The organism is Aneurinibacillus sp. XH2, from assembly GCF_001439585.2.
In the GTDB taxonomy this organism is placed as follows: domain Bacteria; phylum Bacillota; class Bacilli; order Aneurinibacillales; family Aneurinibacillaceae; genus Aneurinibacillus; species Aneurinibacillus thermoaerophilus.
This window is the reverse complement of sequence record NZ_CP014140.1, coordinates 697,884-722,453: the sequence shown is the minus strand read 5'-3', so window position 1 is coordinate 722,453 and position 24,570 is coordinate 697,884. Positions and strand designations below refer to the sequence as shown.

29 protein-coding genes, 1 pseudogene, 1 riboswitch and 1 other annotated feature (1 of these 32 cut by a window edge) are annotated in these 24,570 nt (G+C 45.3%); of the genes and pseudogenes, 12 read left to right on the top strand and 18 right to left on the bottom strand.

All coding sequences use genetic code 11. From position 1 onward, the window contains the following. Positions 1-205 (bottom strand) — a binding site (T-box leader); it reaches 47 nt to the left of the window's first position. Positions 206-332: 127 nt separating this feature from the next. The 3 genes from ACH33_RS03530 to ACH33_RS03520 all read right to left on the bottom strand — a co-directional run bounded on the left by ACH33_RS03530 (position 333) and on the right by ACH33_RS03520 (position 4,179). After that, positions 333-1,658 (bottom strand): nucleobase:cation symporter-2 family protein, encoded by a 1,326-nt coding sequence (locus ACH33_RS03530; protein WP_082705877.1) that lies wholly within the window; start codon positions 1,656-1,658, stop codon positions 333-335. Positions 1,659-1,716: 58 nt separating this feature from the next. Beyond that, positions 1,717-2,310, bottom strand: coding sequence for a xanthine phosphoribosyltransferase (locus tag ACH33_RS03525; RefSeq protein WP_057897771.1), 594 nt, complete (start codon positions 2,308-2,310; stop codon positions 1,717-1,719). Between the two features lie 127 nt (positions 2,311-2,437). Further along, positions 2,438-2,539: riboswitch (purine riboswitch) on the bottom strand. Between the two features lie 131 nt (positions 2,540-2,670). Further along, complete coding sequence (locus ACH33_RS03520) at positions 2,671-4,179, bottom strand: leucyl aminopeptidase (RefSeq protein WP_057897770.1); 1,509 nt, start codon at positions 4,177-4,179, stop codon at positions 2,671-2,673. A 152-nt stretch (positions 4,180-4,331) separates the two neighbouring features. Here ACH33_RS03520 and ACH33_RS03515 point away from each other — a divergent pair, with 152 nt between their 5' ends. Beyond that, positions 4,332-4,814: a divergent PAP2 family protein gene (locus tag ACH33_RS03515; RefSeq protein ID WP_057897769.1), complete on the top strand. Its 483-nt coding sequence runs from the start codon at positions 4,332-4,334 to the stop codon at positions 4,812-4,814. Between the two features lie 86 nt (positions 4,815-4,900). On the opposite strand, the gene ACH33_RS19055 is transcribed toward ACH33_RS03515, so the two are convergent. Continuing rightward, positions 4,901-5,560, bottom strand: coding sequence for a 3D domain-containing protein (locus ACH33_RS19055; protein WP_091260728.1), 660 nt, complete (start codon positions 5,558-5,560; stop codon positions 4,901-4,903). Positions 5,561-5,937: 377 nt separating this feature from the next. On the opposite strand from ACH33_RS19055, the gene ACH33_RS03505 reads away from it, so the two are divergent. Beyond that, positions 5,938-6,276 (top strand): hypothetical protein, encoded by a 339-nt coding sequence (locus tag ACH33_RS03505; protein WP_057897768.1) that lies wholly within the window; start codon positions 5,938-5,940, stop codon positions 6,274-6,276. A gap of 201 nt (positions 6,277-6,477) precedes the next feature. On the opposite strand, the gene ACH33_RS03500 is transcribed toward ACH33_RS03505, so the two are convergent. The 4 genes from ACH33_RS03500 to ACH33_RS03490 all read right to left on the bottom strand — a co-directional run bounded on the left by ACH33_RS03500 (position 6,478) and on the right by ACH33_RS03490 (position 8,574). Then, on the bottom strand, positions 6,478-6,747 hold the full coding sequence (locus ACH33_RS03500; protein ID WP_057897767.1) for a YuiB family protein: 270 nt from the start codon (positions 6,745-6,747) through the stop codon (positions 6,478-6,480). Positions 6,748-6,839: 92 nt separating this feature from the next. Next, positions 6,840-6,998: a YuiA family protein gene (locus ACH33_RS19635; RefSeq protein ID WP_162264996.1), complete on the bottom strand. Its 159-nt coding sequence runs from the start codon at positions 6,996-6,998 to the stop codon at positions 6,840-6,842. Positions 6,999-7,115: 117 nt separating this feature from the next. Continuing rightward, a complete protein-coding gene (locus ACH33_RS03495) occupies positions 7,116-7,370 on the bottom strand; it encodes a hypothetical protein (protein WP_057897766.1) in 255 nt (84 codons plus the stop codon). Between the two features lie 13 nt (positions 7,371-7,383). Continuing rightward, positions 7,384-8,574: an NAD(P)/FAD-dependent oxidoreductase gene (locus ACH33_RS03490; protein ID WP_057900231.1), complete on the bottom strand. Its 1,191-nt coding sequence runs from the start codon at positions 8,572-8,574 to the stop codon at positions 7,384-7,386. Positions 8,575-8,917: 343 nt separating this feature from the next. On the opposite strand from ACH33_RS03490, the gene ACH33_RS03485 reads away from it, so the two are divergent. The 3 genes from ACH33_RS03485 (at position 8,918) to ACH33_RS03475 (ending at position 10,545) form a co-directional block, all read left to right on the top strand. Next, positions 8,918-9,913, top strand: coding sequence for an NAD(P)/FAD-dependent oxidoreductase (locus ACH33_RS03485; RefSeq protein WP_057897765.1), 996 nt, complete (start codon positions 8,918-8,920; stop codon positions 9,911-9,913). A 176-nt stretch (positions 9,914-10,089) separates the two neighbouring features. Continuing rightward, complete coding sequence (locus tag ACH33_RS03480; RefSeq protein ID WP_139184964.1) at positions 10,090-10,275, top strand: hypothetical protein; 186 nt, start codon at positions 10,090-10,092, stop codon at positions 10,273-10,275. Between the two features lie 18 nt (positions 10,276-10,293). Next, positions 10,294-10,545, top strand: a complete 252-nt coding sequence (locus ACH33_RS03475; protein WP_057897763.1) for a hypothetical protein — start codon at positions 10,294-10,296, stop codon at positions 10,543-10,545. A 123-nt stretch (positions 10,546-10,668) separates the two neighbouring features. Here the strand turns inward: ACH33_RS03475 and ACH33_RS03470 are convergent. Beyond that, positions 10,669-11,280 (bottom strand): annotated as a pseudogene (locus ACH33_RS03470) (superoxide dismutase); the annotation flags it as partial. Positions 11,281-11,893: 613 nt separating this feature from the next. Beyond that, positions 11,894-12,247: a HesB/IscA family protein gene (locus ACH33_RS03460; RefSeq protein WP_057897761.1), complete on the bottom strand. Its 354-nt coding sequence runs from the start codon at positions 12,245-12,247 to the stop codon at positions 11,894-11,896. A 361-nt stretch (positions 12,248-12,608) separates the two neighbouring features. Between ACH33_RS03460 and mqnE the strand changes: the two genes are divergently transcribed. After that, the gene (mqnE, locus tag ACH33_RS03455) at positions 12,609-13,715 is read left to right on the top strand and encodes an aminofutalosine synthase MqnE (protein ID WP_057897760.1); all 1,107 of its coding nucleotides are present in this window, start codon (positions 12,609-12,611) and stop codon (positions 13,713-13,715) included. Between the two features lie 88 nt (positions 13,716-13,803). Here the strand turns inward: mqnE and ACH33_RS03450 are convergent, their stop codons facing one another. From ACH33_RS03450 to cysK, 5 genes are all read right to left on the bottom strand, one after another. Next, the gene (locus tag ACH33_RS03450) at positions 13,804-14,322 is read right to left on the bottom strand and encodes a DoxX family membrane protein (protein WP_057897759.1); all 519 of its coding nucleotides are present in this window, start codon (positions 14,320-14,322) and stop codon (positions 13,804-13,806) included. A 209-nt stretch (positions 14,323-14,531) separates the two neighbouring features. Next, a complete protein-coding gene (locus ACH33_RS03445; protein WP_057897758.1) occupies positions 14,532-14,795 on the bottom strand; it encodes a YuzB family protein in 264 nt (87 codons plus the stop codon). 6 nt (positions 14,796-14,801) lie between these two features. Further along, complete coding sequence (locus ACH33_RS03440) at positions 14,802-15,101, bottom strand: YuzD family protein (RefSeq protein ID WP_057897757.1); 300 nt, start codon at positions 15,099-15,101, stop codon at positions 14,802-14,804. Positions 15,102-15,111: 10 nt separating this feature from the next. Beyond that, positions 15,112-16,245 (bottom strand): bifunctional cystathionine gamma-lyase/homocysteine desulfhydrase, encoded by a 1,134-nt coding sequence (locus ACH33_RS03435; RefSeq protein WP_057897756.1) that lies wholly within the window; start codon positions 16,243-16,245, stop codon positions 15,112-15,114. Positions 16,246-16,248: 3 nt separating this feature from the next. Beyond that, complete coding sequence (gene cysK, locus ACH33_RS03430) at positions 16,249-17,172, bottom strand: cysteine synthase A (RefSeq protein ID WP_057897755.1); 924 nt, start codon at positions 17,170-17,172, stop codon at positions 16,249-16,251. A gap of 176 nt (positions 17,173-17,348) precedes the next feature. Between cysK and ACH33_RS03425 the strand changes: the two genes are divergently transcribed. Then, positions 17,349-17,612, top strand: coding sequence for a NifU family protein (locus ACH33_RS03425; RefSeq protein WP_302846666.1), 264 nt, complete (start codon positions 17,349-17,351; stop codon positions 17,610-17,612). 36 nt (positions 17,613-17,648) lie between these two features. Here ACH33_RS03425 and ACH33_RS03420 read toward each other — a convergent pair whose 3' ends face one another. Beyond that, positions 17,649-18,524 carry a LysR family transcriptional regulator gene (locus tag ACH33_RS03420; RefSeq protein ID WP_057897753.1) on the bottom strand — a complete coding sequence of 292 codons (876 nt, stop codon included), beginning with the start codon at positions 18,522-18,524 and terminating at the stop codon, positions 17,649-17,651. Between the two features lie 115 nt (positions 18,525-18,639). Here ACH33_RS03420 and ACH33_RS03415 point away from each other — a divergent pair, with 115 nt between their 5' ends. Next, a complete protein-coding gene (locus tag ACH33_RS03415; RefSeq protein WP_057897752.1) occupies positions 18,640-19,902 on the top strand; it encodes an MFS transporter in 1,263 nt (420 codons plus the stop codon). On the opposite strand, the gene ACH33_RS03410 is transcribed toward ACH33_RS03415, so the two are convergent. Continuing rightward, positions 19,851-20,333 (bottom strand): NUDIX domain-containing protein, encoded by a 483-nt coding sequence (locus tag ACH33_RS03410; RefSeq protein ID WP_162264995.1) that lies wholly within the window; start codon positions 20,331-20,333, stop codon positions 19,851-19,853. The two genes, ACH33_RS03415 and ACH33_RS03410, sit on opposite strands and share 52 nt — an antisense overlap. Before the next feature lie 104 nt (positions 20,334-20,437). Here ACH33_RS03410 and ACH33_RS03405 point away from each other — a divergent pair, with 104 nt between their 5' ends. After that, positions 20,438-21,223 carry an SDR family oxidoreductase gene (locus ACH33_RS03405; RefSeq protein WP_057897750.1) on the top strand — a complete coding sequence of 262 codons (786 nt, stop codon included), beginning with the start codon at positions 20,438-20,440 and terminating at the stop codon, positions 21,221-21,223. Positions 21,224-21,271: 48 nt separating this feature from the next. Further along, the gene (locus ACH33_RS03400; RefSeq protein ID WP_057897749.1) at positions 21,272-21,787 is read left to right on the top strand and encodes a phosphatidylglycerophosphatase A family protein; all 516 of its coding nucleotides are present in this window, start codon (positions 21,272-21,274) and stop codon (positions 21,785-21,787) included. A gap of 40 nt (positions 21,788-21,827) precedes the next feature. Here ACH33_RS03400 and ACH33_RS03395 read toward each other — a convergent pair whose 3' ends face one another. Continuing rightward, positions 21,828-22,622: a TIGR01457 family HAD-type hydrolase gene (locus tag ACH33_RS03395; protein WP_057897748.1), complete on the bottom strand. Its 795-nt coding sequence runs from the start codon at positions 22,620-22,622 to the stop codon at positions 21,828-21,830. A gap of 282 nt (positions 22,623-22,904) precedes the next feature. Between ACH33_RS03395 and mtnK the strand changes: the two genes are divergently transcribed. Next, positions 22,905-24,116, top strand: coding sequence for an S-methyl-5-thioribose kinase (mtnK, locus tag ACH33_RS03390; protein ID WP_057897747.1), 1,212 nt, complete (start codon positions 22,905-22,907; stop codon positions 24,114-24,116). Between the two features lie 296 nt (positions 24,117-24,412). Continuing rightward, positions 24,413-24,544: a protein YhfH gene (yhfH, locus tag ACH33_RS18525; RefSeq protein ID WP_082705875.1), complete on the top strand. Its 132-nt coding sequence runs from the start codon at positions 24,413-24,415 to the stop codon at positions 24,542-24,544. Positions 24,545-24,570: the final 26 nt, after the last annotated feature.

Here is a 24,570-nt window from a genome sequence, read left to right as displayed (position 1 = left end):
CTCACGGTCGGCAACCTCGGCGAGTCAGCGTTCGTCCGCCGACTCTAACACGTAACGCGTGTTCCACGGCCCATCCCTACTGGAATCGCTTCGTTCAGGATAGCAACTCAGGGGTGAGATATATACAGCATTCTTATCCGGCTTCCACCATCCCGGACTCTCTAGGAAGAAGAGGCCATATACGTGTCCCCGTCAACGTTATTCTTCATTATTCTTTCAATTTTCAATCTGAAGAACTATTAATCATTTATGATATTACATGCAATTATAGACAGGGATGAAAAATGTGTCAAGCCAAAAATTTAAGAAACTTTATAAACTTTTTTAAACGACTAAACTGCTGATTCCATGGAATGTTCGGCTTTTAGAATTTTACCTTCCGTCTCCTGTCTGCCCATTCCGTTTAAAATAATATTCAACACGATAGCGGTAAGACTTCCCGTTACAATCCCACTTTCCATTACCAAGCGCACGCTTTCCGGAAGCTGGGAAAATATCGCTGGCGAAATAGATACCCCCAGGCCAAGGCCTACAGATGTGGCAATAATAAACATATTCTCGATCCGCTGGAAATTTACGCGCGACAACTGACGAACGCCAGAAGCCATTACCATCCCAAACATCGGAATCATGGCTCCTCCAAGAACAGGGTTAGGAATCACTGTCGTCAGCGCCGCTACTTTCGGTAGAAGACCAAGAATCATAATAATGATGCAGGCAGCGATCACTACGCTTCTCGCTTTTACTCCGGTCAAAGCAACCAGTCCTACGTTTTGTGAATAGGTTGTATACGGAAACGCTTGAAAGATACCGCCGATAACCTGAGTGATTCCTTCTGCCCGTAACCCGCGTTTAATGTCATTCCCGTCAATTTTCTTGTCGCATACTTCAGCAAGCGCAAAGAAAACGCCCGTCGATTCAATCATACTCACAATTCCTACCAGAACCATACTGATAATAGCGGATACATGGAAAGTAGGCATACCAAAACGGAAAGGTTCAACCATGTGGAACCAGTCGGCTTTTTTTACGGTTGAAAAATCTACAAGACCCATAAACGAAGCGACTGACGTACCGATCACTAACGAAAGCAATACGGAAATTGACTTTAAATATCCTGTGAAAAAGCGATTCATCAACACGATAGATAAAAGCGTGATACCCGCCAAAAACAGGTTGGTTAAGCTGGCGAACTCCGGTGTGTTCGGTTGTCCGACAATGTTGCCCATAGCTGCCCCAATCAGCGATGCTCCAATGATAATCACCACAGACCCCGTTACCACAGGCGGAAAAAATTTGATGATTTTATCCATAAACTGAGCCAGAATCATAACGATTACGCCAGCGGCGATAATGGCCCCGTATATAGCCGTAATTCCCTGCAATTTACCGATAGCGATCATCGGTCCTACTGCCTGAAAAGCACACCCCATCATAATAGGAAGCTTAATTCCAAAATATTTTCCGCCAACAACCTGGAACAGAGAAGCAATCCCACAAGCAAACAAATCAATAGAAATAAGATATGCGATTTGTTCGGGCGTCATACCAATCGCCGGTCCGACAATTAGCGGAACGACAACCGCTCCTGCATACATGGCTAGTACATGCTGAAAACCAAGCGTTCCTATCTCCCAAAGCCCTAACTTTTTCTCCAAGAGAATTCCTCCTAAAAATCGCAAGTATGAAAAAACCTTTAAACACTTGAACCGTTCCTCAGCTTTGATGCTTTACGCATTCCTCAGCAAACTGCACTTCCCCGCCTGCAAACGTGGCGATACGGGCCAGCGATTCGACACGGAATCCGCTCTCACGCAGACGCTTTCCGCCGTCCTGGAACGCTTTCTCAATCACAATGCCGATCCCTACAACTTCGCTGCCAGCCTGTTCTACGATGCGGGCAAGTCCCATGGCCGCCTCCCCGTTTGCAAGAAAATCGTCGATGATTAGAATTTTTTCACCTGCTCCAAGAAACTTTTTCAGCACGGTTACCTCGTTTGTTTCGTTCTTCGTAAAAGAATGAACTTGCGTCACATACGCTTCTTCATTCATTAACGCCGACTTTTTCTTGCGAGCGAATACCACCTTCACATTCAGCTTCAACGCTGCGGTCAGCGCGGCCGCAATCCCTGAAGATTCGATAGTAAGAACCTTGGTCACCCCTGTATCCGCGAACCGACGGGCGAATTCTTCCCCGATTGCCATCATAAGCTCCGGGTCAATCTGGTGGTTCAAAAATGAATCAACCTTAAGCACTTTGTCGTTCAGTACATGTCCCTCTTGACGGATTTTCTCTTTGAGCAACTCCATGTGTATCCTCCCTTGCGTCATGCGTAAAAAAAATCGGAGGTCTGTTTTCGCTCGCAGGGAGCGAAAACAGACCTCCGGATCCTAAAATTGCCTGATCACCTGATCAGACCACAATCCATCTCATAAGATCAGTCATGCTTTCACCCGTAGTCAGATTGTTTACGGCAATCTGGTAGAGACTTGCGAGCCATATTCCCGCGATTATACGAGCGTCGTTAATGTTCGTTTTTTGCTGACGGAGTCATTATACATAATCCGCATGAAAAAATAAAGTCCGGATTTACAAAAAATCCGAACTTTTTTTTAGATATTTATTGAATCATTCGCTTTCTTTTCTTATTTTACCGCAAAAATCAGAACTTACTGCGATTTTGCAGATTCCGCGCGGCGCAGCGCCAGGATCGCCAGTGTGCGCACCATAGCTCCTGTGCCGCCCGCAGGGGACAAGTCGCTTGCCTTATCCGCCCATGCAGTACCCGCAATATCAAGGTGCACCCATGGCGTATCTTCCGCAAATTCACCAACAAACAGCCCTGCCGTGATCGTACCAGCATTGCGTCCACCCGTATTCTTCAAATCAGCAATCTCGCTTTTGATTTGTTCTTTGTACGGCTTATAGCCAGGAAGTCTCCAGAGCCGTTCACCAGCTTCGCCAGCCGCTTCCATTACTTCTTCCATCAACGCTTCGTCATTCGTCAGTGCGGCCGTCGTACACGTGCCAAGCGCAATAAGAGCCGCTCCCGTTAGTGTAGCAAGATCAATCAAATAATCCGCACCCATTTTTCGTGCATAGCTCATACCATCGGCAAGAATGAGCCGACCTTCCGCATCCGTGTTGAGAATTTCCACCGTTTTACCGCTCATTGTCGTAATAACATCACCTGGCTTTAACGCGGAACCGCTGGGCATGTTCTCTGTCGTCGGAATCACAGCAGCGATATTGATGGCTGGTTTTAGCGTACCAATGGCTTCCATTGCACCAAGCACAGAAGCCGCTCCCCCCATGTCACCTTTCATTTCTTCCATGCCTTGTCCCGGCTTCAAGGAAATACCGCCGGAATCGAACGTGATTCCTTTGCCGACAAGTCCCAGCACATTCTCCCACTTTTCCGTTCCGCGATACTTAATGGCAATTAACTTCGGCGGTTCAACCGAACCTTGGCTTACGCCCAGCAACCCGCCCATGCCATATACCTCCATGTCGGCTTTATCGAGGATTTCCACTTCCATACCATGGCGCTCAGCGATTTCTTTTGCTTTTTCCGCAAGCACAGTGGGCGTCAAATAATTGCCGGGCATATTCACAAGATCGCGCGCCAGGTTCGTGCCGCGTGCCAGCGCTTCGGCAATATACGCCCCTTCCTTAGCATCGTCAATGTTCTCTTCCGGGCACAGCACAGTCATTTCTTCAAGGGAGGGCCTGTCTTCCGCTTCTTTGTGATAGCCAGGAAAACGGTAATTGGCAAGTAGTGCTCCCTCCACAATCGCATGTGTCGCGTCATATGCGCCAAGCATCTGTGCCTCACCATCCAGCACAAATACAATCCTGGTTACTTGTGCTTTCAGCGCCTCCTTTACGGCGCGCGCCGCAACTTCACGCAAATCTTCAAACGTCAATTCGTCTTTCTTTCCAAGACCGATGGTCATAATGCGGCGTATGCCCAGCTTTCCAAACGTATGTATGAACTGTACGCTTTTTTGCTTGCCGTTGATTTCCCCGTCCACAAACAATGCAGACAGCGCTCCTCCCATTTTTTCATCAGCTTCTTTTAAAGAGACAGGTAGCACGGTTTGACCTTCAAAAATCCCGACGATAGCACATTGAGCAGAAAAATCTTGCAACTTTCCACTTTTCACTTCTATTTTCATCGCTTTGCACCTCCAATGAAAATTTTATCAATAAATGTAGCAAAAGAAAACGAACGAACAAAGTCACCTGAAGAATTTTTCTCCATAGCAAATGATTTATTCCTCTATTCGTTATAAAATAATAAAAGAGCTTTGAGGAAAGGAAGAAGCCAATGTCCGATTTATTATCCAATTTTCCGCTTTGGTCCGCCCTGCTTGCCATTGGCATCGCGCAGGGAATCAAAGTGCCGATTACCTACTTTGCTATCCGCAAATGGGATTGGAAACTATTGTTTAGCACAGGGGGAATGCCCAGTTCCCATTCGGCGGCCGTCACCGCGCTCACAACCGCCGTAGGATTAATCGAAGGGTTCGGCTCTACATTATTTGCGATTTCTGTTATTTTTTCCATCATTATCATGTTCGATGCAGCTGGCGTGCGCCGACACGCAGGCACCCATGCCGCCGTTCTCAATATTCTGGTCGAGGATTTCAACCAGTTGATCGAGGAACTAAAAACCATGCGTGTGAAGCCCCGCCGCGAACGCGCAAAAAAATTAAAAGAGCTGCTGGGTCATCAACCAAGCGAAGTGCTGGTAGGAGGCTGGCTCGGTATTGTGCAATCTACCCTTTTGTATTACTTGCTTGACTTGTGAAGCGCGGCCTTCTAAGACCATGTATAACACGAAAGACAGGCCGCGCTTGGCCTGTCCTTTTTATGGTATAGGTAAAGATGTTTTTCTCATTGTTTTTTCGCTTCATTTTTGCTCATTTGATTGAGCCTCGCAAACACTTCCTCATCCACTTTGCCGTTTCCACGCTCGATTACATATACGTCCAGTTGCTTTTTCCCCCACTTTTTATATACATCTTCTTTGCTGTCAAAATACAGATCAATTTTGTTTCCTTTAATGGCGGAGCCAATATCCGCAACTACACCGTAGCCATAGCCCGGTATATAAAGGATCGTTCCGAGCGGAAATACGTTTAAATCAGCAGCAATCGTTGAGAATATGTCGCGCCGTGCTTTTACGCCGGAATATGTAATCCCATACGCAGGATGGCCAACATCCTTACCGGTCGATTCAGGGCCGGGAGAATATCCGGTTGCTACTACATTAACCTTCGGGTACTTTGAAAGCATAGCCAGCGTTTCGACCGTTTCCCCCCGATGCACGAACGGAAAACGTTCAACTTCCTGCGGCTTCTCTGCGCGTTTCTCCAAGGATGTGTTTTGCTTCAGCGGTGCTGCTTCTTGATGCGCCTTTGTTCCTTCCACGGCCGGAACAACAGGTTTCGGCTCTGTTTCTCCCAGCAAAATGTACAGGCCGAGAATGATACAAACAAGCGCGATGAAAAGGTAGGTTAGAGAGCCTTTCACGCTTTTAACGATAATATCCATGAATTACTAGCCTCCTCTTCTACTCATCATCTCCCGACCATCCCCGACTTATACATCCAGACAAGAACAAACAGAGCTTGAATTTTCCTGCTAAAATTCGGGAAAACCTTCGTTCTTCACATAAGAAAAACCGGGCATGCGCCCGGTCCTTTTTACTTCTTAACATCTTCAAGCCTATAAAAATGTCTAAATAGGTATGTAAATTTTTTTAACAAATACCGATATATAACATGTATATATTTTACAATAAACAAAAGAAAGGAGTTAAATAACTCTAATAAAGACGAAATCAGTGACTGGATGAAAAAATAATTAAAGAATTAACCAATACTTTAATCAAAAAAATAGAGGAAAATAAAAAGAAGAAGGAGGAATCCATGTCTATTAGTATTGGAGAAAATCGAGCAGCATTTGCTGCCTATACGAAGTTAACACTTGTTTCTCGCTTCCAGAACCAAATAAACGGCATTCAGCCTAACACTCAGTCCAAAACATCTATGGGATTCCCTGAGTTTATGGAGCGTCTACGAAAGAATGAAGTCGTTAACGAAAAATATGCTCGTACAATCCTTAATAAACAGCGAGAAGATAGTCTTATTAATAGTCGTTATAACGGGAATCCCCAATTCGAAAGCGAAAAATTATCCTTTATTGAGAAAGCCTATAATTTAGGTATTGTAGATGAATACGGTACTTTAATCAATACAAGGTTATAAAAATGATGCATTAAGAAAAAGCGAGTGCGAACGCGGCACTCGCTTTTTCCCTAGACCCTTCATGCGTTCCAGCTCCACGGCGCGTCCGCACCTTTCGGAACAGCCAGAAGCCTGCGGGTTAGAAGTACAAACGAGTACCAGGGAAACAGAACTTCTATGAAGGAGTCAAAGCTACAGGGGGAGAAAGAGTTTCCCTTTCTCTCAGAACATGCGGTATCCTTTCATCCGCAGCGTTTTAATCGTCCAGCCGCTGGCAATAGCACCTACTAGTCCAGAAGTCAACATCACATAGTCTACCATATGCGGGGTGCGATCATTCATAATCAAATACACCAGCACGCCGATTGCAATGCCCGAATAAAGAAATGCTGGCATCCATGTAGTCTTTATCAGCATGTTTAAAATAAACCCTATTCCAAAAAGCAATACGATAAAAAGTGGTATCCCAATAATAAATTGTGCAATATTCATCCAATCTCACCCCTATCCTTGTTCCTGGATTTAAGTGTACTTGATTCGGACAAGGAGGGTCAATCTTCTGTCACGCTTCATTACATCTGATTTTATTTTGTCTTTGTTGCCACTCTGGCCTGAGGTTCTCTTGTTTCTCTCCATTTCCCTCCGCCACATGCTGGACAATCAATTGTACCGCCTGTAGCCAATTGAAAGTATCCGACTCCTTCACAATATATACAATGCTCCTGGCATACTTTTTTGCTCATGCATATTCCTCCAAACACATATTTTCTAAATATCTATATTTTCGGAATATTATAACCAAACTCTTCTCTTCTGTAAAGAAAAAAAGCCTTCATAACGAAGGCTTCCCAGTTCTCATCCTACAGCTGTTCTTCATCATTTTTGGCACGCGTCACAATCGGATCGAGATATTCTCGGTTACCGCGCTGACGTCCTTTTTCCTGAAGCCGCTCAATAGCGGGCTCAATCAGAATTTCCAGCTCGCGCTGAATCGTGTAAGCTAAGTCGTGCCGATTTTGCGATTCAAGGTATTTGCCCACTTCGAATAATTTTTCATAGCGCAAACGTTCTTCTTCCGTCAGCAACGCGCGCACCTGCACGCTTGCGTGTCTCACGGTCGCACACCTCTTACAGTTTCACTTTCTTTAGCACAAGCGATAATCCACCCAGAATGTAGAGAGAGCGGTTGTCAATAATTTTCTTCATTAGCGCAGCTGTGCTGCCATACAATTTCTTATCCCCTACAAGTCCGATAGCTTCGCCTTTACCAAGGGAAGCAACTGTACCTTTAATATGCGGCACGAATGGTTTCATTTGACCACCGCGTACAAGGGCCAGCAGGTTTTGTGCCAAGTTCTCCCCTTGCTGAATCGCGATTTGTGCAGTCGGTGGATACGGACGGTTCGTTTCTTCGTTAATAATTAAAGCTCCGTCTCCCACGATGAATACTTCGTCATGTCCCGGCGCACGGAGATACGGATCGACTTTTACGCGGCCACGCATCGTTTCGAACCCTGCTTTTTCAATGATGGAATTACCGCGTACACCACCTGTCCATACAACCGTACTTGACTTAATCTCTTCTCCGTCAGCAAGCACAACACCTTCCGGAGTACATTCTTTAATCGGTGTATTGATTTTGAATGTAACACCTTTACGAGACAGCACTTCCATCGCATAATTTACCAGTTCAGGATCAAAACCTGGAAGCACAGTCGGTGCCGCTTCAATGTTGTAAATTTTAACAAGCGACGGATCTACGTCGAATTCTTTGCACAGTTCAGGGACGCGGTCGGACAATTCACCAACGAACTCAATGCCTGTAAAACCCGCACCGCCGACGATGAATGTCAGCAATTCTGGACGTTTTTCCATTTTGTATTTCGCAAAACAATATTCAATATGTTCGCGAATCTGGCGCACGCTATTAATGCTGCGAATGCTGAACGCGTGCTCTTTTAACCCTTGGATGCCAAACGTTTCCGGTTCGCTTCCTAAGCCAATAACGAGATAATCATAAGCCAGTTCTTCCCCGGACTCGAGCAGAACTTTCTTTTCGTCCTTTTTAATCTCAGTCACGGTGCCTTTTTTGAATCGAACTTTACGAGTATCAAGCAAATCTTCGATGCCTATGCGGCATTGATCCGGATCTTTCGTTCCGGCTGCCGGCTCATGAAGCCATGTGGTAAAATAGTGATAGTCATGCTTATTCACCAGCAAAACGTCAGCTTCGTTGTAATTCATTTGCTTTTGCAGGCGAACGGCCGTCATTAACCCGCCATATCCTGCGCCCAGAATTAAAATTTTTGGTGTGCTCATTTTTTTCACTTCCACTTTCCTTATTAGTAGTTATACTCCATAAAACATTGTGCTTTTTTTCACTATATTGCCCTATAAAAAAGGGCACATGCGTGTCATTCGCCATCTTAATTTTATTCACATTTTTATCATAAATCGGTTTTTACCTTTTTTCAAGTGAAAATATGCACAATAGGTGCTTGCTTACGTTTTTCATTTTAAAACGAATATTTACACTTAATCAACCATAAATTATTCGTATTTTTTACTTTGCGTCAGCATTCTTTTTCTTTTCATTATTTTCTGTCGCCGTTATAATAGAGAAGAATTTATATGGCTTCTAAAATTTCCGGAGGTGTAGAAAATGGGTCTCACAAGGGATGAAAAGGTATACGATATTACAGTGGTTGGCGGGGGGCCAGCAGGCTTGTTTACGGCTTTTTATGCAGGCATGCGGCAGTGCAGCTGCAAAATCATCGAAAGCATGCCTCAGTTAGGCGGGCAACTTTCCGCTCTATATCCCGAAAAATTCATCTATGACGTAGCCGGCTTCCCTAAAATCCGGGCTCAGGAATTAATTGATCGCTTGAAAGAGCAGGTAGCACATTTCGAAACAGAAGTTTGCCTTGAAGAAAAAGTAATCAATGTAGAGAAGAAAGAAAACATCTTTGAAATTACGACTGAAAAAGGTCTTCACTATTCGCGCACCGTAATTATTACCGCAGGCGTCGGCGCGTTCGAACCGCGCAAATTAGAACTTCCAAACGCAGATAAATTTGAAAAAGCGAACCTTCATTACTTTGTCGACGATTTAAATAAATTCGCCGGGCAAAACGTAATTGTGTTCGGCGGTGGAGACTCCGCCGTAGACTGGGCGCTCATGCTTGAGCCAATCGCCAAAAAAGTAACGATTGTCCACCGCCGTGATAAGTTCCGCGCCCACGAACACAGCGTGGAAAATCTAATGAAATCGAAAGTGAATGTCATGACCCCTTATGAGCCGTACGCGCTCGAAGGCGAAGACAAGATCGAAAAAGTTGTGCTCCGTAATAACCAAACAGAAGAGCTGATTACGGAAGAAGTGGACGCTGTTATCGTGAATTTCGGTTTCATCTCTTCGCTCGGCCCAATTAAAAATTGGGGACTGGAATTGGACAGAGGCTCCATCGTCGTTAACTCTAAAATGGAAACAAATATTCCCGGCATTTATGCGGCAGGGGATGTTACAACATACCCAGGTAAAATTAAACTGATTGCCGTGGGCTTCGGCGAAGCACCAACCGCGGTAAACAACGCAAAATCATACATGGATCCGGACGCGAAAGTACAGCCGATGCACAGTTCCAGCATGAAAATGTAATGTATCATTCATCATGACCATGAGAAAAACTCGCAGGCGTTGCCGCTTATCCTTTTCCCACACAGAAAAAGGAAATCTTTGGCACACACTTCGCGAGTTTTTCGTCTTATTGACTCCTTTTTCTATGCATAGATAGCCACACACCCGTAAAACTTAATCAAAAAAGGGATGTGAGCATGATGACGCGCAGTGCCATTTATACGGTTTATATGTTGCTGCTTATCGCTGTTACCATCGGAATTCCTTTTATGCTGTATTACGGAAGCAACGACCCCATAGCCGGGTTCATCGCCGCCATCCTTTCATTTGGCGTCTTAGCCAGTTACGCTATTTACGGTCACTTGCTCAACCGCAGAAACTAGCAAAAGGAGGAAGCCTCCATGTCTATGTGTCCAATTTGCAACGGAATGGAACACCCGCAATATTCCTGTCCTTCCTGTGACCATCAAATGGAGGACGCGGGTAAGCTTGAATCATTCTACGGCCCATACAGCCCTTACCAAGAGTGGGGAGATGTGGCGATGACGAACGGCTACCTGGATCAAATGGCGGAAGAATGTATGCATATTTTTAGCTGTTCGCATTGCGGCTTACAAACCACAAAAGCGATCAAGGAAATTGCACCCCTCTGACACTTCTGGCCTCAGTACGTTGACAATCTCACCTTTTCTTTACACTTCCGTTAATTTTGTATCCAAGAGCTGCGGTCGTAAAGCATAAGCCCGGATATATCTTCCAGGCTTATGCTTCTTTCCCTATTTTTTTACCGCCTCTTTATATCGCTTGCTTACATCATCCCAATTTACAACATTCCACCAGGCTTTGATATATTCCGCTCGCTTATTGTTATACTTTAGATAGTATGCGTGCTCCCATACATCCAACACGAGCAGCGGAATCACGCCTTGCTGGGTTAAATTTTGATGTTTTTCCGCCTGCAAAATTTCGAGCCTTCCAGCCTCTGGGCTCCATACCAGCAGGGCCCAGCCGGAACCTTCCACCTTTTCTGCGGCTGCCGAAAAATGAGCCTTAAATTTTTCAAAACTACCGAATGTCTTATTTATCTCTTCCGCCAACTCCCCTTTTGGCACCCCACCCCCCTTTGGCTTCATATTGTTCCAAAAGATCGTATGAAGATAATGACCTGAGCCGTTGAATGCAGCTTCGCGCTCCCAATGTTTAATAAGCGCGTAGTCTCCTGTCTCACGCGCTTTCTGCATTTCTTTTTCCGCCTTGTTTAGCCCGTCCACATACGATTTATGGTGGATGTCATGGTGCAGCCTCATCGTTTTTTCGTCAATATACGGTTCCAGTGCATTGTATGCGTAGGGAAGCGGCGGCAGCTTATGTTCACCGATAGGCACCGTTTTTGTTGCCATTTGCTCAGACACCGGCACAGTCGACGATTGGGCATTTGTGGTCGCATACGCGATTCCGGTGAGAAGTACCGCCCCGGCGACTGTACCATATAAAATTTTTCGCATGATTGCTTTATCCCTCCAATCTTGCTTGTCCATTCTCTTCAATCTGCTTTTGTATATGCAGTCCTTGATATTTCGACAGCCATTCTACGATGCGAAAATAAAAGTCATTATAGTATGTCAATATATCAAGTAAGATATATATAGTATGGGTATGGCGTAAAAAGTTATACGCCAAAATTTCTATAAAATATAAATCACAACTTGATATATATATTGTTTCGTTATCCCTTTTTTCCTTTCCATTATATACAAAAATATCCATAAAGAAGACGTTTGCGAATTTATTATACAGAATATTTAGATAACTATACATATAATCATGGTAGTAAAAGTGCAGGAGGGAGAAAACACATAAGAAAAACGCCCCCAACATACCCGAAAATACGTCAAGAGGCGCCATATATATACGTCTTTTATTCTAATATAGAGGTAAGTACGTAACCTCCACGCCATAAATAAACGTGCATCGTCTGACTGGCTAACGTGCCGAAAAGCATTAACATTCGCTTGGGCTTCCCGCTTCGTCTCGCGTGCGGAACGAAGAACCGCAACCGCAGGAAGCAACCGCATTCGGGTTATCGATCGTGAACCCGCCGCCCATCATCGATTCTTTGTAGTCAATCGTCACACCATCCAAGAAACGAAGATTGTCTTTGTTCACAACAACTTTTACACCATGTGCTTCAAAGAATACATCGCCTTCCTGCTCTTCATCATCGAGACCCATACCATAAGAAAAACCGCTACAGCCACCGGGCCTTACACCGAGGCGCAGAAACAGTTTATCGTTATTTTCATCAGCAATCATTTCTTTAATTTTTCTGCCTGCATTTTCCGTAAGGTTAATCATTATGATCCCTCCTTATGGGTATCGTAGCGTATCGCATCATACCCTCTGTATTTACAGTATACTAGAAATTACCGCTTGGCTCAAGGATAGTAACATTATTATATAAAAATGTTTACTAACCTAAAATAAGTTCTCTGGAACCCTCTTATCTTGTTCAATTACCGAATCCGCTCTATAATGAAAGAATGGTTTTGGATTAACATGCTTATGAAGAACATCATTCACGCGGCCGATTCCACTTCGGCCCACATGACGCCTTTATCAATATGAATGAAGAAGATAGGCCGTATTCCAGTAAAACATGATACACTGTATTATGTTTCGCACGTGTTTGATTAGTTTTACCTGAGGGGGAAAAATTATGACTATACTTACAAAAAACTTCGTCCAGGATGAAGCACTGCTGCCGATTATGGAAAAAGTGGAAGCAGGAGAACGGCTGACGCTTGAAGACGGAATGACGTTGTATCGTTCCAACGATTTGCTGACCATCGGACAGATGGCCAATCAGGTAAATCTTCGCAAAAATGACAATAAAGTATATTTTATCGAAAACATGTACATCAACCCGACTAACGTTTGTGAAGCGCACTGTAAATTCTGTGCCTTTCGTCGGGATCCGGGCGAAGAAGGCGCCTACACAATGAACGAGGAAGAACTGCTTGCATACGTAGAAAAACGTTACACACCTACAATGCGCGAATTCCATATCGTCGGCGGACACAATCACACCGTACCGTTCGAGTATTATTTGGACACGGTTCGTACGCTGAAGAAACATTATCCGAACGTGACCATCAAAGCATACACGGCAGCGGAAATTGTATTTTTTGCAAAAATCTCAGGTCTAACAGAAGAAGAAGTGCTAAAAGAGCTCATGAAAGCCGGATTGGATACGATGCCAGGCGGCGGTGCAGAAATCCTCACAGAAGAATACCGACTAAAAATGAGTCCGGAAAAAGCAAGTACCGACGAATGGTTAAATGTGCACCGCATCGCGCACAACCTGGGACTAAAAACGCATGCTACCATGCTGTACGGTTCTATCGAGAAATTGGAGGAACGCCTTATTCATATGATTCGCGTGCGCGAACTACAGGATGAAACAAAAGGATTCATGGTATTCATCCCATTGGCCGTGCAACCGAAAAAAGCGACCGCTTCTATCAAGCGCCGCACGTCCGCATTTGACGATATGAAAACGATGGCTATCAGCCGCCTGATGCTGGACAATTTTCCGCATATTAAAGCTTATTTCATTAACATTGGAACCCAATTAACCCAGATGGCACTAAACTTCGGCTCTTCCGATGTTCACGGCACGCTTGTGGAGGAACGCATCAGCCATGCAGCTGGCGCATTGACACAAACAGGATTGACGCGCGATGAATTGATTTGGCTCGTTAAAGGCGCAGGCAAGCAGCCGGTTGAACGCGATACGTTTTACAATATTATTAAGGAGTATTAAGCATAAGAAAAACACCAGCAAATCTGAAATAGTTGCTGGTGTTTTTTTGGAACTCATTCTCTCTCCCGTATCAAACATTCTGCTATTATTAAAATTTATCTATTCTATCTTTATAAGACGCCAATTGTTGTTCTCTGCCCATCCATCTATCCAACAACGGCAATACGTAAGTATCTAAACCGTAGTGGCCTGCATTCCGCCCGGCTACCAGGATAAATGTAGTAAAAAGAACCATTTGCGGATTAATGCTAGTTGTGCCGCTGAACAAAAACGCAAAGTTCATAATGATTCCCATCAGTCCGGCGAAAGTAGTAAACAACCCAAGCAGTAAAGCAACACCTACAAGAAATTCCCCCCAGGGAATAAGGAAGTCGAACAGCCCAGAATTCGGTAAAGCAACCGATTTGATAAAACTTGCCCACCATCCTTGCACCGCAGGATGCTCACCCGTTGCTTTAGCAACAGCCCCCTTCAAAAAGCCTGCGCTCTGAAAGCCTCCGGTAATTTTCTCCCAGCCGCTCACCAGCCATGTATAACCTAACCATATGCGCAGTAACAGCATCGCGCCTGCCGCAACTCTACTTTCCCTAAGCCATTGGACTACCATAACTTTCTCTCTCCTTTTCGGTATGGCCTAATGTGTATATTTTTTCAATGTCTCTGTTTAGTTCATTTTTATTATACATAATTTACTATCTCTATGCACCTTTATTATGTAAAATTTCATATTTATGTCATAAAAAAGTATGACTTTCTTAACTAATAAAAAAGACTGAATATAACAAAAGTCCTTTTTGTCATATTCAGCCTTAGCAATTAAAATCCAAGTTTTTTCCAGGCTTCGTCTTCTTCCTGCAACTTCTTAATATGGTCTTTAATCGCCGCAAGCAATTCCTGTGCGTCTTTGCCTGCAATCAATTTTCCATTTACAAGCGCATACGGCTGGACAAAGCACTGGCCACAGTTACCGAGACAGCCATATTCCAACACATCCACTTCATTTTCCTCTTCCAGAACTTTTTTCACCGTCTCAGAACCAAGGGATAAATTGCTTACGCAAAACTCGACCATAGGTCTCATGATGAATCATCCTACCTTCATATTTTCAATGGCCTGTTGAATATCTTTTAACTTTGGATTCCCTTCACCTATGACTTTACCGTTCAATACAACGAGCGGATACCAAAATTCTTCAGCATGAATACGCGCGGCAAACTCCGCTTCCATCCCTTCCAGCGGCTGGTCGATATCGACATAACGCACTCTGACTTCGTTCCCGTATTTGCGTTCAAGGGCGGCCTGCAACCACTCAGCCGTATCTTTCGCCGAAGGCAAATTCACACAACTGGCACACAACTGCTCCGCTCCAAAAACAAGAATTTCCATAAGCTTCTCCTTACGCTAGGGCGTGTTCTAGATCTTCAATTAAGTCTTCCACATCTTCGATACCGACGGAAATGCGGATTAAGCCGTCCGTAATGCCAAGTTCAGCGCGACGCTCCGCTGGAATGGAAGCGTGCGTCATTTGTGCGGGTACAGAAATTAGACTTTCCACTGCACCAAGACTTTCTGCCAGCGTAAAGATTTTCACCCGAGACAATACCTGGTTGGCGCGTTCCAAACTGCCTACATCAAATGACATCATGCCGCCGAAGCCGCGCGCCTGCTTCACTGCGATATCATGGCCTGGATGATCTTTTAAACCCGGATAGTACACTTTTTTGATGTCTCCACGCTGAGTCAGCCATTCTGCAATGCGTCTTGCGTTCGCTTCATGTTCTTCCATACGCACGCCCAGCGTTTTCATGCCACGCAACAAAATATAAGAATCCTGAGGCCCAAGCACGGCACCGACAGAATTTTGTACAAAATGCAGACGTTCACCTAATTTTTCGTCTTTCACAACCGCAAGACCTGCGACAACGTCGCTATGTCCGCCAAGATATTTTGTCGCACTGTGGAATACAATATCCGCGCCAAGTGCAAGCGGATTCTGCCAATACGGTGTCATGAACGTGTTATCCACGATCAAAAGCAACCCGTTTTCTTTTGTGATTTCGGCTACCGCCGCGATATCGGTTACTTTCAGAAGCGGGTTGCTTGGCGATTCTAGCATGACCGCTCTCGTATTCGGCTTTATCGCCGCTTTCACGGCTTCCACATCGCTTGTATCCACAAATGTGGTCTCTACACCAAAGCGGTTAAACACTTTGCTTAGTACGCGATACGTTCCACCGTATACGTCATCTCCTACAATGAAATGATCGCCCGCGTCAAACAACATCACAATCGAAGAAAGTGTCGCCATGCCGGAAGCAAACGCGAAGCCGCGTACACCGCCTTCAATATCGGCAATATACTTCTCCACCGCATAGCGGGTTGGATTGCCTGTACGCGAATATTCATATCCTTTGTGTTTGCCGACACCTTCCTGTTTATACGTACTAACCTGGTAAATCGGAACGTTAACTGCCCCGGTTAAAGGATCGCCGTCTACGCCGCCGTGGATCAACTTTGTTTTCATTCTCATCGTCTACATCCCTCCCTGATAAATCTTCTGACTCAAATAACGCTCACTGCTGTCAGCAAAAATGGTAACAATGTTTGTTCCCGGTTTCGCCTGCTCCGCTTCTTTCAGGGCAGCATGCATCGCTGCTCCTGCCGAACTGCCCACGAGCATTCCCTCTTTTGCGGCCAATTCTTTAACCCGACGGAATGCATCTACATCGTCAACCGTGTGAATAGCATCAAAATAACTTGTGTCCATAAACTCCGGCAAAAATTCCATACCGATTCCTTCCGTCTTGTGCGGTCCCGGCTTGCCGCCGTTTAAAATCGAGCCTTCCGGTTCCACAATCACCGTCTTAATATCCGGATTTTTTTCTTTCAAATAACGGGCCGTTCCCATAAACGTACCACCGGAACCAGCTCCCGCCACAAAGACATTCACCTTGCCATCCATCTGGCGCCAAATTTCCGGCCCGGTTGTTTTATAGTGAGCTGCGGGATTAGCGGGATTGCCAAACTGTTGCGGACAGAAAGCGCCCGCAATTTCCTGCTCAAGCTGCTTCGCTTTTTCGATTGCACCCTTCATTCCTTTTTCTGTTGGTGTATTGATCACTTCTGCACCGAGAGCCCGCATCAGTTCCTGCTTCTCCAAAGAAAATTTTTCCGGCACAACAAAAATCACGCGGTAGCCTGTACCTACTGCGGCCAGCGCCAGACCAATCCCCGTATTGCCGGCCGTCGGCTCGATAATCGTGCCGCCTGGTTTCAGTGCGCCTCGCTCTTCCGCGTCACGGATTAATTCAACGCCAAGCCGGTCTTTTACGCTGCCACCGGGATTGAAGTACTCCAGCTTCGCGAATAGGCGCACACCTTCCGGCAAATCAAACGAAGTAATTTCCACAATCGGAGTGTTACCGATAAGTTCTTTTATATTACGGTAAACCTGCATAAGTTTCTTCCTTTCAAAGCAAAATGATGATGTCTTATAAGCTATCATATTATAACATATTTTATAGGTTCTCTATAACCAAGTAAACAACTATGCTTTATGAATTATAAACGGTGATCATACACATCTTGGGAAAAACCATAGATTTCTTAACAAAAGGGTAATATAATATTAATATGTTGGAAAGGAGTGATTGCTTCATGACGGATACAAGCAAATTCGAACAAGTTCAAGAAGTTTTAGATAAACTGCGTCCGTTCTTGCAGCGTGACGGCGGTGACTGCGAACTGGTTGATGTAACAGAAGACGGCGTAGTTCAGCTTCGTCTGCATGGCGCGTGCGGCAGCTGCCCAAGCTCAACCATCACGCTGAAAGCAGGCATCGAACGTGCGTTGATCGAAGAAGTGGAAGGGATTACAGAAGTGCAACAAGTATTCTAATCGTGTAGAAACCGGAAGCCAGGCGCTTCCGGTTTTTTACGCCTTAATTCGGCTCATAAGAAAAGACAAAAACGCCTGATTGGCCTTGGAAAGGTAAGCGTTTTTGTTCCAGGCAATGCCCAGGTTTAAAAATACAGGCGGATCTAGCGAGACCGGCACCAAATGCGGATCATCAACAATCACCATACGCAAGAATAAAGTAATGCCAAGCTGCTTTGCCACTAAAGACTTGATAAGCGGAATTTGGTTTGTCTCAAACGTTACATTAAGCGGCGAGCCGGACATCCGGCCAGCCCGAGCAATAATTTCTCGCTGAAAATACCCCTCCTTGAACAAAACGAGCGGTTCATGGGCCAATTCCTCATACGTTACGGAAAGCCTGCGAGCAAACGGATGGGAAGCGGGCACGCACGCGACCATCTCCTCCTTTAAGAACGGAAGCACTTCAAGCTCGTCCGCGCTCATATCTTCAAGTACCACCCCCATATCTATCTCACCTTGTGTGATCATTTGCTGGATTTTGACCGTTCCTTGTTCATATACCGTAATCTGCAAATCAGGATACTGTTTTTTAAAATCAATGATCAATCCCGGAAAATAATATGAACCGACCATTGACGGTAGACCGACGCGCACCTCTCCCTTTTTAAGGCCACGCATTTCTTCCATTTCTGCTTTTGCGCGCGTCATCTGCTCAAGAATAAGTTCAGCATGCTTTAAAAATGCCTCACCTTCCGCAGTCAGCGATACTTTACGTTCGGCACGGTTAAACAAAAGCAAACCAAGTTCTTCTTCCAACTTTTTTATGCTTTTGCTTATGGCAGGCTGAGCTACCAGCAATTCTTCCGCCGCTCTCGTAAAACTTCTATGCTTTGCTACCTCCACAAAAAATTCCAATTGCCGTATTTCCATGGTTCACTCCATAACTAAAAGTTATCAATATGATAAAAATAATATATTTTATTTATTTTTAATCGCATGCTACCATCATGTCAAGAAAACTTTTTGTGAAAGAAGATGATGAACGATGATCAAAGCGGGAACAAAACCATTCTGGCGGGCGTCAGCAGCGCTCAGCATCGCTTCTTTTCTCGTGTTCGCCAATATTTATTTTCCACAACCTCTTCTCCCGCTATTTACTAAGGAATTTCATATCTCTCCGCTCATGTCGAGCCTGTCGGTATCGCTGACGATCTTCGCGCTGGCTATCTCGTTATTGTTCTATGGCCCACTTTCCGACGCAATTGGCAGAAAAAATATTATGTTCGTTACCATGCTCTGCGTAACGATCATTACGCTGCTCACCGCGTTCATGCCAAACTTTAAAACACTGCTTTGGCTCCGTATACTCCAAGGCTTTTTCCTAGCGGGACTTCCGGCAATTGCCGTTGCCTACATCGGAGAAGAATTTGATCAAAAAGCGCTCGCCGTCGCCATCGGTATTTACATTAGCGGAAACACCGTGGGCGGCCTGTCCGGCCGCTTAATCAGCGGTTTTATCACCGATTGGGCCGGGTGGCAATGGGCGTTCATTGTTATGAGTATTATCAGCCTTATCTGCTTGCTTGCGTTCGGTTGGCTTCTGCCCCGTTCGCAGCATTTTCAACCGAAACCACTCGCCTGGAAAAACGCGCTGCATGATTTGGGCCACCATTTAAAAAACCGCATGTTGCGTTACGCATATCTTATCGGTGGCCTGCATTTCCTCATTTTTATGGGGGAATATACTTACATTACCTATCTGCTTAGCGGCGCTCCATATTATTTGCCCGCCTCCGTTCTCGGCATGTTGTTCCTAACCTATCTCGCGGGCACAGTCAGTTCCACACTATCCGGCAAAGCGGCGCGCATCATTCCACAATCGCTATGTATCGGAATCGGGATCACCTGCATGGCGCTCGGCATTGCACTCACACTTCTGCACAGCTTATGGATGATTGCATGCGGACTTCTTTTAAACAGTTTCGGATTTTTCTTTGCTCACTCGGCGTCCAGTTCCTGGGTAAGCCGCCATGCAACGTTTGCCAAAGCAAGCGCAGCCAGCCTGTATTTGCTAGCATACTATTTCGGTGGAAGCCTCGGCGGCTTCTATCTCGGCTTTTTCTATAGATGGTTAGGCTGGAGCGGTGTCGTGCTTGGTGCTATTCTGGTTCTGCTGCTTACCGGTTGGTACATGTGGCAAATGTATCGCATCGAACACCGGAAACAACTGAGGAAGCATATTGTTCGTAGGCTATTTTATTTTTGCTTCTCCAAATACGCCCGGCACAACGGAAAAATGTTATCCTGAATAAACGGGCTCATATCTTTTTGAAACGGCATCAGCGACAACGGAAACACGGAACGCTCCAACGTTTCGAAGCCTTCCGGAATTTCGCCCCATTCCTTTACCATGCCTGTGTAAATGTTTTTCACCGCCTTTTTCGCTCCCGGGCCGCTGTCGATTATGTATTGTCCAATCCAATGCAGACTCTCCGCTTCCACCCCAGTTTCCTCCAATAGCTCACGACGGGCGGCCTCTTCCGGCTTTTCCCCTGGCTCCACTTTTCCTCCCGGCATTTCCCAGCCGCGGCATTTATGGCGGGTCAATACAATTTCCTGTCTATCCTCACCAGCAAACGCCAAAACAAGCACATGCCCCGCATTCGGCACAAAGCACTCCTGTTCAAACGTAAGAGAAATAAACTGGCCGCTTCGATCATAAAAATAATACATCATCATCTCCACCACACTTTCCGGCTTTCTACCACTTTCTTTCATTAATAACCTTAATATACAATGAAATAGAGGCTAATAAAACATTCCAAGCAGGAAGGGATGGTTTTTTGAAACGCAATCGTACGGCCCTTATCACTGGAAGCGCTAAAGGTCTTGGTGTCCGCATCGCCCATGAACTCGCTGCGGAAGGCATGGATATCGCACTTAACTATCGCACAAGTGCAGAAGAGGCAAACAAGCTACGGGAAGAGCTCATACAACGATACGATGTCAATACGCTGTTAATTCAAGGAGACGTCAGCCGGTCCGAAGATGCTGAGCAAATGGTAAAAACAGTCATAGAAGCATGGAACCGCCTTGATATTCTCGTTCTCAACGCCGGCCCATACATAAAGGAACGCAAAAAACTCGCCGACTATAAAATCGGAGAATGGGACCAGATGATTCACGGAAACCTGTCAAGCGCATTTTATTTATGTCGAGCCGCCATTCCACATATGCGCCGCAACAGGTGGGGACGGATTATCACCATCGGATTTGAAAAAGCGCAAACCGCTCCGGGCTGGATGTACCGCTCGGCGTTCGCCGCGGCAAAAACCGGGCTCGTATCGCTGACGCGCACGATTGCACTTGAAGAAGCAGAGTACGGAATTACAGCCAATATGGTATGCCCGGGTGACATCGTGGGCGAAGCCAAAGAAAAATACATCACCGATGTGCGCGGTCTGAGCGATCCAGGCACGCCGGTCGGACGCCCCGGAACCGGCGAAGACATTGCACGGGCTATCACGTTTTTCTGCAGTGAATATTCCGATTTTATTACTGGAACTGTGCTGGAAGTTACTGGAGGTAAAGATGTGCTTAATAAATACAAATTGGAGCGGGAAAAGTAAATAAGCACCAGTTTTTCAACCAGCCCCCTTAATAAGGATGTGAAGCAAATGAGCAATATGGAACATGCCGTTCATGATAAAAAAGTGCGGGAAACTGCCTATCGTTTGCTAAAAGAGCGCGGAGTAACAATGGAGCATCTTGTAGAACTAGTTATGTTCTTGCAGAAAGACTACTTTTCAGACTTAACAACTGAAATGTGCGAATACAACATTAGGAAAGTGCTAGAAAAACGGGAAATCCAGAACGCGATTATCACCGGTATCCAGCTCGACATTCTTGCAGAAAAAGGACTGCTTATGGAACCGCTACAGGAAATGCTCGCCCATGATGAAGGGCTGTACGGCATCGACGAAATTCTGGCCCTTTCCATCGTGAATGTTTACGGAAGTATTGGATTTACCAATTATGGGTACGTAGACAAAGTGAAACCCGGCATTCTTAAAAAATTAAACAAAACAGAAAAAGAAAAAGGAGAGGTGCATACATTTCTGGACGATATTGTCGGGGCAATTGCCGCCGCAGCATCCAGTCGACTTGCACACAGCCGCTTCGGCACAAAATAAAAAAAACTTGCGAGGCATTTGCCTGCAAGCTTTTCTCAACTTATATTATTTTCCAGTCAGCCAGCGTATGCGCTGTATACGTTGGCTTCACTGCCGCATGCTCTACGTCTACCTCCTGACTGAACCCGCTGTATACAAGCAGCGTGTCGACACCACTTTTCGCTCCAGCGGCGATATCAGTCTCCAGATTATCACCTATAAGCAACGCTTCATCCGCGCGTAATCCCAGCTTTTCAAGCGCCAGCCGGATTATCGTCTCTTCCGGTTTGCCAACGTATATCGGCTCTGTCTGTGTCGCGTACGCAATGGATGCGGTTAACGCTCCATTACCAGGTACAAATCCTTCTTCCGTCGGGATCGCCCGGTCACAGTTGGTGGACAAAAAGCGGGCGCCGTTATAAATGGCCAACGTAGCCTGCTTCATTTTTTCATAAGTAAACTGCCGGTCGATGCCAACAACAACATATGAAGCAGGAGCTTTCTCTACGATTTCATAGCCTGCCTCCGCAAGCGCCGTCTTAAGTCCTGTCTCACCGATCGCCAGCACCGTAACGTTTTTTTCTGTTTCGGATTCGCGTGCCATTTGTCTGATGATTGCCGCCACCGCCATACTCGAAGTAAAAAAGTCCTCCGGAGAAGCTTCAACCCCCATGTTTTGCAAGCGCTCTGTCAACTGTTCCGGTGTTAGTGACGAATTATTCGTTACGTAAAGATAAGGAATCCGTTTTTCTTTTAATGTCCGGATAAAAGAAACAGCTTCAGGAATCACTGTACCGCCCCGATAAACCGTTCCATCCAAATCAAGCAAATAGCCCTTGTAATTTCGCCTGTTCATCCTGTCTCTCCCCACTTTCTCTTCCTTCGTCAAATGCTTTATCTTTTTATCGATCATATCACAAAACAGGAGCAGAAAAAGCGGGTACCAGATTGTTTATGCTTTTCATCGTTATGCTTCAAGAGAAAAAACAGTTGCACAAATGCTGGTTGAGGATATAATTATTGATATTCATTCATGTCTACTCACATCTGCACTTCCGAGCAGTTACTAGCTCGCGACTTTCGCCGCGAGTCATTGACAGCTGTAAAGGAGAAAATATTAAGGGGGGAATTGCTTGTCATGTCTGGCTATCGTACACTTACTGAACAAGAAGCTGTTGAATACGCGCGTAACATCCCGAATTTATTTCCAGAAGACGCCAGGCTCGTAAGCCGGGAAATCGGCGACGGCAACTTAAACTATGTGTTTCACATCAAAGATGAAAGACCTTCCGGCAAAAGCGTTATTTTCAAACAAGCGCTTCCGTATGTTCGAGTTATCGGTGATTCCTGGCCGCTCACGCTCGAACGAGCGCGCATCGAAAGCGAAGCGCTTATTTTGGAAGATCAGCTTTGCCCGAGTTCCGTGCCAAAAGTATACCATCATGATACCGAACTCGCCCTGATTGTAATGGAAGACCTTTCTGTCTATCAAATCATGCGGAAAGGATTGGTGGAAAAAAAGCGGTACCCGAACTTTCCGAAGCAAATCGGAACCTTCTTGGCACGTACGCTGTTCCTGACTTCTGACCTGGCGATGTCACCGCTTGAAAAAAAGCAAAAAGCGGCTTCTTTCACTAACCCCGAACTGTGTAATATCACAGAAAATTTCGTATTTACGTATCCGTTCCATGATCATCCTTCCAATGCCTACAATCCGCTGATTGCAAACGTGGTGCAACGCATCTGGAACAACAATGAGCTAAAGCTTGAAATTGCGAAATTAAAAGAAGGATTTATGACGCGCGGACAAGCTCTCTTGCACGGCGATTTGCATACCGGCAGCATTATGGTAACGGAAGAAGATACCAAGGTCATCGACCCAGAATTCGCCTACTACGGCCCAATGGGCTTCGATATCGGCGCGGTAATCGCTAACCTGCTGCTTAACTACGCGGCACATGAGGGTCATACACCGGACCTACAGGAACGTGAATCTTATCAAACGTATCTGCTGGAAACCATCATGGAGATCTGGAACGTATTTGAAAACGAATTCCGCGCGCTCTGGAATGAGAAAGCACAAGAACCATACGCGAAAGTTCCGGGCTATCAGGATAGCTACCTGCAAAATATACTGCAAGATACAGCGGGTTACGCGGGATGCAAGATGATGCGCCGCGTGATTGGACTTGCACATGTGTCCGATCTTGAGAGCATCACCGATCCAAAGCTGCGCGCCAAAGGAGAAACACTGGCGCTTACTATCGGTCAGGAACTCGTACTCCAACGCAAAACAATGACCAGCATCAAAGACATAGTAAACGTTGTAGTCGCTGCTACACAGAACTAAATGAAAAAGCGAGACGCAAGCCGCCTTCTGTATCGCTCTATCGAAAGGTACAGAAGGCGGCTTTGTTGTCTCGTATCTTTTTGCTTTGGTTGGTGTGGATCATTTCTCTACAAAAAATCAACCAAGCACAATAAAGAAGAGGCGTATCTATTAACAAACTGAGCAGCTTACATTCAAATGATTACAGAAAAAAATCACAAATAATTATATAACACGTATTGACAATGATTGTTCTGTTATAATACAATAAAACCAAGAATAAATTCAGAATAGAAAAATAAATGGAGGGATAAAAAATGACAAGAGATCTTGAATTTTACAAAAATTTACCGCAAAAACAGTGCCGTGAATGTGGTGAAGTAATTGAAGAGCAAGCAGAATCTTACATCTATGAGTGTGAGCGTTGTTTTAGTCATAAACATGAATAAAAAGGTGATTGAATGGAGCTAGAAGA

Coding starts and splice junctions, on each gene's coding strand:
- yhfH (WP_082705875.1), top strand. CDS start 24,413: ATGACAAGAGATCTTGAATTTTACAAAAATTTACCGCAAAAACAGTGC.
- ACH33_RS03500 (WP_057897767.1), bottom strand. CDS start 6,747: ATGAATATTGCACAATTTATTATTGGGATACCACTTTTTATCGTATTG.
- ACH33_RS03475 (WP_057897763.1), top strand. CDS start 10,294: ATGTCTATGTGTCCAATTTGCAACGGAATGGAACACCCGCAATATTCC.
- ACH33_RS03490 (WP_057900231.1), bottom strand. CDS start 8,574: ATGAGCACACCAAAAATTTTAATTCTGGGCGCAGGATATGGCGGGTTA.
- ACH33_RS03525 (WP_057897771.1), bottom strand. CDS start 2,310: ATGGAGTTGCTCAAAGAGAAAATCCGTCAAGAGGGACATGTACTGAAC.
- ACH33_RS03480 (WP_139184964.1), top strand. CDS start 10,090: ATGATGACGCGCAGTGCCATTTATACGGTTTATATGTTGCTGCTTATC.
- ACH33_RS03420 (WP_057897753.1), bottom strand. CDS start 18,524: ATGGAAATACGGCAATTGGAATTTTTTGTGGAGGTAGCAAAGCATAGA.
- ACH33_RS03415 (WP_057897752.1), top strand. CDS start 18,640: ATGATCAAAGCGGGAACAAAACCATTCTGGCGGGCGTCAGCAGCGCTC.
- ACH33_RS03450 (WP_057897759.1), bottom strand. CDS start 14,322: ATGGTAGTCCAATGGCTTAGGGAAAGTAGAGTTGCGGCAGGCGCGATG.
- ACH33_RS03505 (WP_057897768.1), top strand. CDS start 5,938: ATGTCTATTAGTATTGGAGAAAATCGAGCAGCATTTGCTGCCTATACG.
- ACH33_RS03460 (WP_057897761.1), bottom strand. CDS start 12,247: ATGATTAACCTTACGGAAAATGCAGGCAGAAAAATTAAAGAAATGATT.
- ACH33_RS03425 (WP_302846666.1), top strand. CDS start 17,349: ATGTTGGAAAGGAGTGATTGCTTCATGACGGATACAAGCAAATTCGAA.
- ACH33_RS19055 (WP_091260728.1), bottom strand. CDS start 5,560: ATGGATATTATCGTTAAAAGCGTGAAAGGCTCTCTAACCTACCTTTTC.
- mtnK (WP_057897747.1), top strand. CDS start 22,905: ATGTCTGGCTATCGTACACTTACTGAACAAGAAGCTGTTGAATACGCG.
- ACH33_RS03410 (WP_162264995.1), bottom strand. CDS start 20,333: ATGATGATGTATTATTTTTATGATCGAAGCGGCCAGTTTATTTCTCTT.
- ACH33_RS03400 (WP_057897749.1), top strand. CDS start 21,272: ATGAGCAATATGGAACATGCCGTTCATGATAAAAAAGTGCGGGAAACT.
- ACH33_RS19635 (WP_162264996.1), bottom strand. CDS start 6,998: ATGAGCAAAAAAGTATGCCAGGAGCATTGTATATATTGTGAAGGAGTC.
- mqnE (WP_057897760.1), top strand. CDS start 12,609: ATGACTATACTTACAAAAAACTTCGTCCAGGATGAAGCACTGCTGCCG.
- ACH33_RS03440 (WP_057897757.1), bottom strand. CDS start 15,101: ATGGAAATTCTTGTTTTTGGAGCGGAGCAGTTGTGTGCCAGTTGTGTG.
- ACH33_RS03435 (WP_057897756.1), bottom strand. CDS start 16,245: ATGAGAATGAAAACAAAGTTGATCCACGGCGGCGTAGACGGCGATCCT.
- ACH33_RS03445 (WP_057897758.1), bottom strand. CDS start 14,795: ATGAGACCTATGGTCGAGTTTTGCGTAAGCAATTTATCCCTTGGTTCT.
- ACH33_RS03395 (WP_057897748.1), bottom strand. CDS start 22,622: ATGAACAGGCGAAATTACAAGGGCTATTTGCTTGATTTGGATGGAACG.
- ACH33_RS03515 (WP_057897769.1), top strand. CDS start 4,332: ATGTCCGATTTATTATCCAATTTTCCGCTTTGGTCCGCCCTGCTTGCC.
- cysK (WP_057897755.1), bottom strand. CDS start 17,172: ATGCAGGTTTACCGTAATATAAAAGAACTTATCGGTAACACTCCGATT.
- ACH33_RS03520 (WP_057897770.1), bottom strand. CDS start 4,179: ATGAAAATAGAAGTGAAAAGTGGAAAGTTGCAAGATTTTTCTGCTCAA.
- ACH33_RS03485 (WP_057897765.1), top strand. CDS start 8,918: ATGGGTCTCACAAGGGATGAAAAGGTATACGATATTACAGTGGTTGGC.